This is a genomic window from Streptomyces halobius (assembly GCF_023277745.1).
Taxonomy (GTDB): domain Bacteria; phylum Actinomycetota; class Actinomycetes; order Streptomycetales; family Streptomycetaceae; genus Streptomyces; species Streptomyces halobius.
In genome coordinates this window covers 3,602,287-3,615,496 of record NZ_CP086322.1, presented here as the reverse complement: position 1 = coordinate 3,615,496, position 13,210 = coordinate 3,602,287, and the positions used below count along the sequence as shown (strand labels likewise).

The 13,210-nt window shown below is 74.1% G+C and carries 5 protein-coding genes; 4 read left to right on the top strand and 1 reads right to left on the bottom strand.

The features are described 5' to 3' along the window. Nucleotides 1-77: 77 nt before the first annotated feature. Nucleotides 78-3,104, bottom strand: coding sequence for a lysylphosphatidylglycerol synthase transmembrane domain-containing protein (locus tag K9S39_RS16435; protein WP_406707952.1), 3,027 nt, complete (start codon nucleotides 3,102-3,104; stop codon nucleotides 78-80). A 234-nt stretch (nucleotides 3,105-3,338) separates the two neighbouring features. Between K9S39_RS16435 and K9S39_RS16430 the strand changes: the two genes are divergently transcribed. The 4 genes from K9S39_RS16430 to K9S39_RS16415 all read left to right on the top strand — a co-directional run bounded on the left by K9S39_RS16430 (nucleotide 3,339) and on the right by K9S39_RS16415 (nucleotide 13,177). After that, nucleotides 3,339-3,905, top strand: coding sequence for an MGMT family protein (locus tag K9S39_RS16430; RefSeq protein ID WP_248864105.1), 567 nt, complete (start codon nucleotides 3,339-3,341; stop codon nucleotides 3,903-3,905). Between the two features lie 247 nt (nucleotides 3,906-4,152). After that, complete coding sequence (locus tag K9S39_RS16425) at nucleotides 4,153-7,806, top strand: ATP-dependent helicase (protein ID WP_248864104.1); 3,654 nt, start codon at nucleotides 4,153-4,155, stop codon at nucleotides 7,804-7,806. 344 nt (nucleotides 7,807-8,150) lie between these two features. Continuing rightward, nucleotides 8,151-11,774 carry a UvrD-helicase domain-containing protein gene (locus K9S39_RS16420; protein ID WP_248864103.1) on the top strand — a complete coding sequence of 1,208 codons (3,624 nt, stop codon included), beginning with the start codon at nucleotides 8,151-8,153 and terminating at the stop codon, nucleotides 11,772-11,774. After that, a complete protein-coding gene (locus K9S39_RS16415; RefSeq protein ID WP_248864102.1) occupies nucleotides 11,771-13,177 on the top strand; it encodes a dipeptidase in 1,407 nt (468 codons plus the stop codon). The genes K9S39_RS16420 and K9S39_RS16415 overlap by 4 nt, the downstream gene beginning before the upstream one ends. The last annotated feature ends 33 nt before the right edge of the window (nucleotides 13,178-13,210 follow it).

Genomic DNA, 13,210 nt, shown 5'->3' with positions numbered 1-13,210 from the left:
TGTTCGCGTCGCGGGGTGCGGGCCGGTTGTTCGCGGCGCGTGGTACGGCCGGCCGCCTCAGATCTCGCCCTTGCGGGTCAGATCTCGCCCTTGCGGGTCAGATATGTGAAGGCCAGCCACCCCGGCAGCACCGGCAGCCAGAACACCATCAGCCGGAACAGCAGCACCGCCGGGAGCGCCGTGCCAGAGGCGAGCCCGGAGAACGTCAGCGCGCCCACCAGCGCAGCCTCGACCGCACCCAGACCGCCCGGCGTCGGCGCCGCGGACCCCAGCGCGTTGCCCGCGAGGAAGGCCACCGCGATGCTCGCGTAGCTGACCTGGCCGCCGCCGCCGAACGCCCGGATCGACGCGTCCAGACACATCACGTTCGCCGCCGTCAGCAGCAGCATGCCGCCGATGCCCATGATCAGTTTCCGCGGCCGCTGGAGGATGTCCAGCATCCGGGGGACCACCCCCGCGAACAGCGACCGCACCCGCGTCACGACGAACTTCCGCAGCGATGGGACCGCGGTGACGATCAGCACCAGCACCGCCGCCGTCAGCAGACCGGCGATGACCGTACGGGACGGCGAGATCGTCGGTGTGTGCTGCGTGCCGGTCAGATAGCCGAAGACCAGCAGCAGCAGGATGTGGCTGCCCAGGCCGAACAGCTGGGACGCGCCGACGCTCGCCACCGCCAGGCCCGGCCGGACCCCCGCGCGCTGCAGGAACCGGGCGTTGAGCGCCACACCGCCGATCGCCGCGGGCGCCACCAGCTTCACGAAGTTGCCCGCGATCTGCGCGATCACCGTCCGTACGAACGACACCTTCTCGGTGACGAACCCCAGCAGGCTCATCGTCGCCGCGATGTACGTCAGCGCCGAGAAGAACATCGCGACCAGCACCCACACCCACTGGGCCTTGTTGATCACATCGCCCAGGTCGAAGTTGGTGAGCTGCGACAGCAGCAGATACACCGCGATCGCACCGGCGATCCAGCTGAGGAGGATGCGCGGGCTGAGCCGCTCCAGCTTCGCCGGCTCGATCACCGCCGTCGGGCGGACCAGCAGCACCTGCCGGCGGATCTGGGCCAGCAGATCCTCCTCCCGGGCCTCCTCCGACGCCTCCTCCAGGGCCCGCTTCTGAGCGGCCTTCGCCGCGTGCCGCTCGGCCCGCAGCGTCTTGCGGTCCTTGGAGCCCTCCGTCGCCCGCGCCTCCCGGGCCTCCTTCGTGGCCTCCGAGGCCGCCAGCACCGCCTCCCGCTCCCGCTTCGCGCGCTCGCGGGCCCTCTGGCGCAGCGTCGCCCGGGTGGTGCGGCTGAGCGCGATCGGCTGGAGCAGCGGGAGGCCGTCGGCGACCGCGTCCGGGCCGAGCACCTCCACCGCCGCGGCGACGGCGCGTTCGGCGCCGACCCGCAGCCCGAAGGTGGTCAGCAACTGGGCGATGTCCATCCGCAGCACCACGTCACCGGCCGCGATCTCACCGCCGCGCAGATCGGTCAGGACGATATTGCCGGAACGATCCACCAATAGGGCGTCACCGACCAGCCGCCGGTGCGCGATCCGCCGCGACTGCAATGCCTTGACCTGCCGCCAGGCGCTGTGCATCAGCGCGTCGGTGACCTCCTCGTCGGCCAGCGAGTCCAGGGTGCGGCCCCCGATGTGCTCGTAGACCAGCATCACCGCGTCCGGGCCGAGCTCGGAGGTGGCGATCAGCTTGGGGGCGCTGGCACCCGCCGCGATCGCCGCGTACGCCAGCAGCGCCTCCTGCTCCAGCGCCTGGCGCAGCGACTGCAGACTGCGGCGCTGGTGGATACCGCGCAGCGACAGTCGCCGCCAGACGCGGTAGAAGAAGCCCTGGGCCTGCTGCTCGCGGTCCACGACGGTGACGTCGATGGGCGGGCCGTCCTCCAGGGTGACGATGTAGCGGCGGCCGCGGTCGGCGTGCTCGGGGTGGTCAGGGTTGATCACGTCCTCCGCGCGCATCGCGCTGACCGGCCGGAAGCCGACCCGGCGCAGCCCCGCGAGGAGGTTCTGCCCGGTGGGGCGGACGTTGGGGGAGCCGACGGCGTAGAGGGTCCCGTAGGCGACGGTCCAGCCGATCAGCAGGGTCGTGGCGATCGCGAACGGGGTGGTGTACCGGCCGACCAGCACCGCGACGACGTCCAGCAGCACCACGAACCACATCGCGACCCGCCAGCGCGGCCGCCGTGACATCCCCACCGCCGTCATATAGGCGATGACGGGCGCGAGGTAACTGTGCACCGGCGGCGTCAGGCCGCCGCTCTCCAACGGCCGGGTCAGCGCGTCGCGGATGGACGGCGCGGCGGCCTCGGCCACCCACAGGTCGGTCGCCAGCGACACGCCGTGCGCGAGCACGGCGGCGAGCACGCCGTCCGCGATCCGCAGCCCGTCCCGCTTGATCAGCCGCTCCACGGCGAACGCCACCGGCACCAGCAGCACCAGGACGCTGGAGGTCAGGCCCGCCAGGTTGATCAGCAGCTGCGGCGCCGCCTTGGCGCCGGTGCCGATGTCGTCCTCCAGGCCCTGGGTCGTGCCATGGGCGAACGTGGCCAGCAGGAGGACCAGCGCGATCCCGACGATGCCCAGCAGCAGCCGCAGCAGGTCGGCGGGGCGGTGCACACGCGCGGGCAGCAGCGGCTCGTCCCCGGACACCCGGTCGACGTGGAACTCGCCGTACTCGTCCGGGGTCAGATCGGAGCGGTGCGAGCCGGTACGGGGCGTGCCGCGGCCCGCGCCGGACGGCCGGTCCGCGCCCTTCGGGTGCTCCGCGCGCCGGTCCCGCGCCTCGTGCTCGCCCTGCTTTCCTCGCTTCTCCTTCTGCCGCTCGCGTGGCGTGGGCTTCCCGGGCCCTTCCGGCCTCTCTGACGCCCCTGGTCTTTCGGCCTTCTCGATCGTGCTCGCCTTTTCGGTAGCGGAAGCCGTGTCCGGCCCCCGTTGGTGCTTCCCCTGTCGCGCCGCCCGCTGCTGGGCCGGCCGCTCGGTCGGTGCGGCCGGTTCGTGGGCGGCTGCGGCGGTGTCGACGTCCAGCGCGTCAGGGGCGCCCGCCTCCCGTGGAGGCGCCGCACCCTGCTGCTCGGCCGTCTCTTCTTGATCTCGTATCACCAGTCACCGTCCGGAAGATGGTGGCATGGCCGGGCTTCGGCGGGGGGCATCAGGGGGGCATTTCGGTGGTACGGGAAACGGAACGTCAGCCACCGCCGGTGTTCCCATAGTGCGCCGCCGTGGTCCCGGAGCGGGGCCCGGAGCCGGTTCGGGATCGGTCCGAAAGTCGGTTCGGGAGCCTTCCGGGGCGGGGGCCGAGGGCCGTTGTCGGTGGCGTGGGGCAGGATGGACCGAATGAGTGGGACCGGAGATGAAGCGGCCTCCCGTGCCGCCGACGACGGGGCCGGGGCACCCGGCGCGGACGCCGGTGACCTGCCGGAATACGCCGAGCGCGTCCTCGGCGTCGCCGAGCTGATCCCGGCCGGGCGGGTGATGACGTACGGCGATGTCGCGGAGTGGCTCCGAGACGAGGGGCAGCCCGAAGGGGGTCCGGCGAAGGGCGGCGGCGGGCCGCGGCAGGTGGGCAGAGTCATGGCGCTCTACGGGGGCGCGGTGCCCTGGTGGCGGGTGGTGCGCGCGGACGGCGTGCTGCTGTCGGGCAGCGAACTGCGGGTACTGGCGCACTACCGGGAGGAGGGGACGCCGCTGCGAGGAGCGTCGACGGCGGCCGAGGGCCACATACCCCGGCTGGACATGCGTCGGGCGCGGTGGGATGGCCGGCCGGGCGAGGGCGGTTCGCACGGCGATGTCGGCCCGCAGGGCGATGGCGGTCTGAGCGGCGATGGTGGTTGGCGCGGCGATGGCCGTCCACAGGGCGATGGCGGCCCGCGCGGCGAAGGTGGTGCGGGCATGGACGGCTGACGGCGCTCCCGCCGGGATGTCGCGTCCGGGTATGGGACGCGCTGCGGCACGTGCGCCGCCTGGCGTACCGTCGGGCACCGCCGTCACCGCCGACCCACCCCGGGCGCACCGCAGGCCACGGCCCGTACCGCACCCGGCCCGTACCACCGCTCCATCCCCGAGCGCGCGGCGCGGCGGCACCACCGCGCCACCCACAGCTTCTTCCACCGCACTACGACCAGCACCTCCACCAGGACCGGCGATCCACGTGAGCTCCCCTTTCTCGGCCCTCCCGCCGACGCGGCCGCACCGGGCGGCGCGGCGGGACGCCTCCGGCGCGTACCGTCTGGTGCGCACCCCGCCGGGGCCGGTGGACCCTCCTGCCTTGGACGCAGCCCAGCGCGCCGTGGTTGACCACCGCCACGGGCCGCTGCTCGTCCTGGCCGGGCCGGGCACCGGAAAGACCACGACGCTCGTGGAGTCGGTGGCGCAGCGGGTGCGCGCCGGCGGCGACCCCGAGCGGATCCTCGTCCTCACCTTCAGCCGCAAGGCCGCCGTCGAACTCCGCGACCGGCTCGCGTCCCGCCTGGGCAGTTCAGAGGGGCAGCCCGAAGGGCTTCCGGCGAAGGGCGGCGGTGGGCCACGGGTGGGCGTCCCCCAGGCGACGACCTTCCACTCCTTCTGCTACGCCCTGGTCCGCGCTCACCAGGACGCCGAACTCTTCGCCGACCCGCTGCGGCTGCTGTCCGGCCCCGAACAGGACCTCGTCGTCCGTGAACTCCTCGAAGGGCAGGCGGAGTTGGCGGGTGACGGCCGCGCCCGGGTCAGCTGGCCGGACGAGCTGCGCGCCTGCCTCACCACCCGTGGATTCGCCGACGAGGTCCGCGCGGTACTCGCCCGCAGCCGTGAACTGGGCCTGGGCCCGGACGCCCTCGGCGCCTTCGCCAGGCGCACCGGACGGCCCGACTGGAGCGCCGCCGCCGCCTTCCTCGCGGAATATCTCGACGTCCTGGACGCCCAGGGCGTACTGGACTACGCCGAGCTGGTGCACCGTGCGGTGCTCCTCGCCGGGCGCACCGACGCCGCGGCCCGGCTGGCGGCCATGTACGACGCGGTCTATGTCGACGAGTACCAGGACACCGACGCCGCTCAGGTACGGCTGCTGCGGGCGCTGGCGGGCAACCACGGAGCGGCGGCCGCACCGGGCTCCCCGGGCCGCACCCTCGTCGCGTTCGGCGACCCCGACCAGTCGATCTACGCCTTCCGGGGCGCCGACGTCAACGGCATTCTCGACTTCCCGGAGACCTTCCGGCGCGCCGACGGCACCCCGGCCCCGGTGGCGGTCCTGGGCACATCCCGCCGCTCCGGCGCCGCCCTGCTGGCGGCCACCCGGCTGCTGACCCGCCGGATGCCGCTGACCCGCCTCCCGGCGGAGAAGGTGCGCGCGCACCGCGAGCCGGTGCCCGTACGGGACGGCGGCCGCGTCGAGGCGTACACGTACCCGACACCGGGCGCCGAACTGGACCACATCGCGGACCTGCTGCGCCGCGCCCACCTGGAGGACGGCGTGCCCTGGCGCGAGATGGCCGTCCTCGTCCGCGCCGGAGGGCGCTCGATCCCCGCCGTGCGCCGGGCGCTCACCTCGGCCGGGGTGCCGCTCGACATCGACGGCGACGATCTGCCGCTGCGGCACGAACCGGCGGTCGCCCCGCTCCTGGGGGCGCTGCGGGCGGCGGCGCGGGGGGCACTGGTGGCGCACTCAAGCGCCGGTGGTCGTCTGACTGCGGCAGCGCCACGGGCGGGCACGCGAAGCTCCGATGAGGCCGCCGGAAGCGTCGATGGAGCCGACGGAAGCCCTGACGAGGCGGCCGGAAGCCTCGACGGGGCCGACGGAACCCCCCATGGGGCTGTCGTCATCCCCGATGAGGTCGACAGAATCCCCGATGAGGCTGTCGGCGGCCTCGATGAGGCCGACGGCGAGCCGGGCTCCGCCACTGCCGCCTCCGCCACCGCCCCCGCCTGGACAGACGCCGAGACCGCCATAGAGCTGCTGACCTCGCCGCTCGGCGGCATGGACTCGGCGGATCTGCGGCGGCTGGGGCGCGCCCTGCGCGAGGAGGAGCGAGCCGCCGGGCAGGCGCTGCCGCGTCCCTCCGACGAGCTGATCGCCCAGGCACTCGCCGAACCGGAGCGCCTGGTGGCGCACGATCCGGCGTACGCCCGTGGCGCCCAGCGGCTCGGCCTGCTGCTGCGCAAGGCCCGCGAACTGCTGGCCGGCGGCGGCACCGCCGAACAGGCCCTGTGGGAACTGTGGGACGGCACCCCCTGGCCGCAGCGGCTGGAACGGGCCGCCCGGCGCGGCGGCGCGGCGGGCCGCAACGCCGACCGGGACCTGGACGCCATCGTCGCCCTCTTCGAGACCGCCGCCCGCGCGGAAGAGCGCACCGGCGGACGCGGCGCGCTCAACTTCCTGGAAGAACTGGACGCCCAGGACATCGCCGCGGACACCCTCACCCGCCGCACCGTCCGCCCCGACGCCGTACGGCTGATGACCGCGCACCGCTCCAAGGGCCTCGAATGGCGGCTGGTGATCGTCGCCGGCGTCCAGGAAGGACTCTGGCCCGACCTGCGCCGGCGCGGCTCGCTCCTGGAGGCGGACCGGATCGGCCGGGACGGCCTCGCCGAGCCCCTCACCCCGGGCGCGCTGCTCGTCGAGGAGCGCCGGCTGTTCTACGTGGCCGCGACCCGCGCCCGCGAGCGGCTGATCGTCACCGCCGTGAAGTCCGCGGCCGACGACGGTGACCAGCCCTCCCGTTTCCTGACCGAGCTCGGCATCACCCCCCAGGACGTCACCGGCCGCCCGCGCCGCCCCCTGTCCGTCGCCGCGCTGGTCGCCGAGCTGCGCGCCACCACCGTCGACCCGGAGGCCGGCCCGGCGCTGCGCGACGCAGCCGCCCAGCGGCTGGCGAAGCTGGCCGCCCTGACGGACGACGAGGGCCACCCCCTGGTGCCGGCCGCCCACCCCGACAACTGGTGGGGGCTGCACGAACCCACCCACAGCGCCGTCCCCCTACGGGACCGCGACCGGCCCGTGGTGCTCTCCGGGAGCGCGCTCGACCAGCTCGCCAACACCTGCTCCCTCCAGTGGTTCCTGGGACGCGAGGTGAAGGCGGACCCGCCGTCCACCGCGGCCCAGGGCTTCGGCAACGTGGTGCATGTGCTCGCCGACGAGGTCGCCTCGGGCCGTACGCCCGCCGATCTGACCGTCCTGATGGAGCGGCTGGACTCCGTATGGGACGCGCTGGCCTTCGACGCCCCCTGGAAGTCACGCCAGGAGAAGGACAACGCCCGCGCCGCCCTGGAGCGCTTTCTGCGCTGGCATGTACGGGAACAGGAGACGCTCGGCCGGGACGCCGTCGCCACCGAGCACGGCTTCGACGTCACCCTCGCAGCCGGCGCGTACGAGGTCCGGATCCGCGGCAGCATGGACCGGGTGGCCCGGGACTCCCAGGGGCGCGCGTATGTCGTCGACTTCAAGACCGGCAGACGGAAGCCGACCGGAGCCGAGGTCGCCCGCCACCCGCAGCTCGCCGTCTATCAGCTCGCGGTGCGCGAAGGCGCCGTCGACGACGCCTTCGGCGGGAGCACGCCGGAGCCGGCCGGCGCGGAACTCGTCCATCTGCGGCTGGGCGCCCCCCAGAAGGAGGGCGGCGACGCGCTGCCCGCGGTCCAGGCGCAGCGGGCTCTGGAAGCGGGCCCGGAGGCGAAGCCGGGGGACGACTGGGTCGGCGATCTGCTCGCCACCGCGGCCGGCCGGGTGCTGGACGAGCGCTTCACCCCCACCACCGGGACGCACTGCAACCACTGCGCCTTCCGCGCCTCGTGCAGCGCGCAGCCGCAGGGACGGCATGTTGTGGAGTGAGCCGGGGCGTGGCGGGGGAGGGGGGCCGCACCCGCCGCTCGGGCCGCGTCGCCACCGGGGGCCGCATCCGCCACTCGGGCCGCGTCGCCACGGGGGCCGCACCCCACTCGGCCGCGCCCTGGCCGCCCCGAAACCGCACCACTACACCCGCCCACCCCCCGAAGGGGGTGGGCGGCGGGGAAAAACGGAACCGGGAAAACGGCAGCGGAAAACAGTCGGGGACAACGGCGGCGGCGGCCGAGCCCTCACCGCGAAGCCCCGCCCCGGCCACGCAGGAATGCCGCCACAGCCCCATGACCTGCGGCGGACCGTGATTGTCAGTGGCGGCCGCTACGGTTTTCGCTGTGTCAGCAGCCCGCATCACCGACCCCGAGCAGCTCAAAGACCTGCTCGGCATCCCGTTCACCCCGGAGCAGACGGCGTGCATCACCGCCCCGCCCGCCCCGCAGGTCATCGTGGCCGGAGCAGGCTCGGGCAAGACCACGGTGATGGCGGCCCGCGTGGTGTGGCTGGTGGGCACCGGCCAGGTCGCCCCCGAAGAGGTCCTGGGGCTGACGTTCACGAACAAGGCGGCCGGCGAGCTCGCCGAGCGGGTCCGCGCCGCCCTCCTCGCCGCCGGCGTCACCGACCCCGAAACCCTCCCCCAAGACGGCTCCGGAGCGGCGCAGCCCCCCGGAGAACCCCGGATCTCCACCTACCACGCCTTCGCCGGCCAGCTCCTCAAGGACCACGGCCTGCGCATCGGACTCGAACCGACCGCCCGGCTGCTCGCCGACGCCACCCGCTTCCAGCTCGCCGCCCGGGTCCTGCGCGCCGCCCCAGGCCCCTACCCGTCGCTCACCAAATCCCTGCCCTCCCTCGTGGAGGACCTCCTCGCCCTGGACGGCGAACTGGCCGAGCACCTGGTGGACCCGGCCCGGCTGCGGGCCCACGACAGCACCCTGCTCGACACCCTCGACGCCGTCCGGCTCACCAACGCCGACCTGCGCAAGGTCCCCGAAACCGTCCGCGGCCGGCTGGAACTCCTGGACCTCGTGGCCGCCTACCGCAGCGAAAAACGCCACCGAGACCTGCTCGACTTCGGCGACCAGATCGCCCTCTCCGCCACCCTCGCCACCACCCGCCCCGAAGTCGGCCGGATGCTGCGCGAGGAATTCCGGGTCGTCCTGCTCGACGAATACCAGGACACCTCCGTCGCCCAACGGCTACTGCTCTCCGGCCTGTTCGGCGCCGGCACCGGGCATGCGGTGACCGCCGTCGGCGACCCCTGCCAGGCCATCTACGGCTGGCGCGGCGCCTCCGTCGCCAACCTCGACGACTTCCCCGACCACTTCCCCTTCCAGGACGGCACCCCCGCCCGCCGCTTCGCGCTCAGCGAGAACCGCCGCAGCGGTGGCCGCCTCCTCGACCTCGCCAACGGCCTCGCCGAACCACTGCGGCAGATGCACGCCGGCGTCGAAGCGCTCCGCCCCGCCGCCGGCGCCGAGCGGGACGGCATGGTGCGCTGCGCCCTGCTGCCCACCCACGCCGAGGAACTGTCCTGGATCGCCGACTCCCTCGCCCACCTCGTCCGTACGGGCACCCCGCCCGGCGAGATCGCGGTGCTCTGCCGCACCGCCGGCGATTTCGCCCGCATCCAGGGCGAGCTCGTCGCCCGCGACCTCCCGGTGGAGGTCGTCGGCCTCTCCGGGCTGCTGCATCTGCCCGAGATCGCCGACCTCGTCGCCGTCTGCGAGGTCCTCCAGGACCCGACGGCCAACGCCTCCCTGGTCCGTCTCCTGACCGGCCCCCGCTGGCGGATCGGCCCCCGCGACCTGGCGCTCCTCGGCCGCCGCGCCCGCGCCCTCGTCCACCACGGCGGCCCCCCCGACGACCCGGAACGGCGGCTGGCCGAAGCGGTGGAAGGCGTCGACCCCGCCGAGACGATCTCCCTCGCCGACGCCCTCGACACCTTCCTGGAAGCCGACGGCCCCGACGACGGCCTGCCGTTCTCCGCCGAGGCACGAGTCCGCTTCGCCTATCTCGCCACCGAACTCCGCGACCTGCGGCGCTCGCTGGGCGACCCGCTGATGGACGTACTCCACCGGGTGCTGACCACCACCGGTCTGGAAGTCGAACTGTCCGCCTCGCCGCACGCCCTCGCCGCCCGCCGCCGGGAAACCCTCGGCGCCTTCCTCGACATCGCCGCCGGCTTCGCCGCCAAACAGGGCGGCGCCGCCCTGTTTGGCGGCGAAGCGACCCTGCTCGCCTTCCTCGGCTTCCTGCGCACGGCCGTCCAGCACGAAAAGGGACTCGACAGCTCCCTCCCCGGCGGCGACAACACCGTCAAGGTGCTCACCGCGCACAAGTCCAAGGGCCTCGAATGGGACGTCGTCGCGGTGCCCGGCCTCGTCGGCAGGCAGTTCCCCAGCGAGCAGGCCCGAGAGTCCTGGATCACCCAGCCCAAGGTCCTGCCACACGCCCTCCGCGGCGACGCCGCCACCCTCCCCGACGTCGAGGAATGGGCAAGCCGCGGCCTCAAGACCTTCAAGGAGGCGATGAAGCACCACCAGCAGACCGAGGAACTCCGCCTGGGCTATGTGACGTTCACCCGCCCGCGCTCCCTGCTCCTCGGCTCCGGCCACTGGTGGGGCCCCGACCAGAAGCGGCCACGCGGCCCGTCCGCCTTCCTGGAGGCCCTCCGCGAACACTGCGAGGCAGGCCACGGCGAAATCGAGTTCTGGGCCGAGCCACCGGAGGACGGCGCCGAGAACCCCGCCCTCGCCGAGACCGCCACGGACCAGGCATGGCCACTGCCCCTCGATCCCACCGCCACGGCCCGCCGCCGCACCGCCGCGGCAACGGTCCGCGCCCATCTGGCCCGCCGGACGGACGCGACGGCGCCGGCCCCCGCCGCCGAGCCGACGGCGATCACCGCATACGACCCGGAGTGGCCGCCGCCCCCCGGGGAGAAGGAGTGCGCGGCAGCGGTCGATCCGTACGACGATGCCCCGCTCTACGACGATGCCCCGCTCTGCGACGACGTCACGCCGTACGACGACGTCCCCGAACCCGACCCGTTTGACGGTGCTCCCGAGGGCGACCCGTTCGCCGACGCCCCGCCGTACACCCCCGCCGACCCCACCGCCACGCCCCGCCCCCGCATCATCGCCCAGCGCTCCGCCGAGCCCGACCCCACCACGTTCGCCGACCCCACCACGCCCGCCGCCGCCACCCCGTCCGCCCTCCTCCCCGAGGAGCGCCGCACCGTCGCGTCCTGGGACCGCGATCTGGACGCCCTCGCCGACGAACTCCGCCGCTCCCGCGCCACCGTCCGCGACGTCCCGCTCCCCGCCTCCCTCAGCGCCACCCAGCTCCTCCGCCTCGCCGCCGACCCGGACGGTTTCGCCCGTGAACTGGCCCGCCCCATGCCGCGCCCCCCGCAACCCGGCGCCCGCCGCGGCACCCGCTTCCACGCCTGGGTCGAATCCCGCTTCGAGGAGCTCACCCTGCCCCTGCTCGGCCCCGACGAACTGCCCGGCACCGAACCCGGCCAGGACACGGAGATCGCCGACGAACACGACCTGGAAGCCCTCAAGGAAGCCTTCGCCCGCTCCCCGTACGCCCACCGCACCCCCTACCGCATCGAGGCCCCCTTCCAGCTGACCCTCGCCGGACGGGTCATCCGCGGCCGCATCGACGCCGTCTACAAAGAACCCGGCCCCGACGGTGACCGCTACGAGATCGTCGACTGGAAAACCGGCCCCGCCGGCACCGCCGACCCCCTCCAGCTGGCCGTCTACCGCCTCGCCTGGGCCGAGCGGCACGGCCTGCCGCCCGCCGCCGTCGACGCCGCCTTCCTGTACGTCCGCACCGGCGAGATCGTCCGGCCCCGGCGTCTGCCGGGCCGGGCCGGACTGGAGCGCATCCTGCTCGGTGAGACCTCCGACCAGCCACCCCCCGAAGGCCCGATAGGCTCGGTCGTATGAGCACCACCCCGGACAGCGCCGTCCGCGCGTACATCACCAGCCGGCGCGACACCTTCCTCGACGACCTCGCCGAGTGGCTGCGCATCCCCTCCGTCTCGGCCGACCCGGAGCACGCCGGCGAGGTCCGCCGCAGCGCCGAATGGCTCGCCGCCAAACTCACCGACACCGGCTTCCCGACCACCGAGATCTGGGAGACCGACGGGGACGGCCTGCCCGCCGTCTTCGCCGAATGGCCCTCCGGAGACCCGTCCGCACCGACCGTGCTCGTCTACGGCCACCACGACGTGCAGCCCGCCGCCCGCGAGGACGGCTGGCACACCGACCCCTTCGCGCCCCAGACCATCGACGGCAAGCTCTACGCCCGCGGCGCCGCCGACGACAAGGGTCAGGTGTTCTTCCACACCCTCGGCGTCCGCGCGCACCTCGCCGCGACCGGCCGCACCACCCCCGCCATCAACCTCAAGCTGCTCATCGAAGGCGAGGAGGAGTCCGGCTCCCCGAACTTCCCGGCCCTCGTCAAGAAGCACGCGGCCCGCCTCGCCTGCGACACGGTGATCGTCTCCGACACCGGCATGTGGTCCAGGGACACCCCGACGGTCTGCACCGGCATGCGCGGCCTGACCGACTGTCAGGTCGACCTCTACGGCCCCGACCAGGACATCCACTCCGGCTCCTTCGGCGGCGCGGTCCCCAACCCCGCCACCGAGGCCGCCCGGCTCGCCGCCGCACTCCACGACGCGGACCGCCGCGTCGCCGTCCCCGGCTTCTACGACGGCGTCGTCGAACTCACCGACCGCGAACGTGAACTCTTCGCCGAGCTGCCCTTCGACGAAGCGGCGTGGCTGCGCACCGCCCACTCCCACGCCACTCTCGGGGAGACCGGCAGCACCACCCTGGAGCGCGTCTGGGCCCGCCCCACCGCCGAGGTCAACGGCATCAGCGGCGGCTACCAGGGCCCCGGCGGGAAGACCATCGTGCCGTCCACCGCCCAGCTCAAACTGTCCTTCCGCCTCGTCGCGGGCCAGGACGCGGACGCCGTCCAGCAGTCCGTACGCGACTGGGTGGCCGCCCGCCTCCCCGCCGGCATCCGCCACGACATCACCTTCTGGGGCGCCACCCGCCCCTGCCTGACCCCGCTCGACCACCCCGCGCTCCAGTCCGTCGTCCGCGCCATGGGACGGGCCTTCGGCCAGAAGATCCGCTTCACCCGCGAAGGGGGCTCCGGCCCCGCCGCCGACCTCCAGGACGTCCTCGGCGTCCCGGTCCTCTTCCTCGGCATCTCCGTCCCCTCCGACGGCTGGCACGCACCGAACGAAAAGGTCGAGCTCGATCTGCTGATGAAGGGCGTCGAAACCGCCGCCCACCTGTGGGGCGACCTGGCGGACACCTGGCGCACCCCTTGACCCGGGCTTGCGGCGCCGTGCCGCTCCGTGTCC

Excerpts from the sequence above, each read along its gene's own strand:
- K9S39_RS16415 (WP_248864102.1), top strand. The coding sequence starts at position 11,771 with ATGAGCACCACCCCGGACAGCGCCGTCCGCGCGTACATCACCAGCCGG.
- K9S39_RS16430 (WP_248864105.1), top strand. The coding sequence starts at position 3,339 with ATGAGTGGGACCGGAGATGAAGCGGCCTCCCGTGCCGCCGACGACGGG.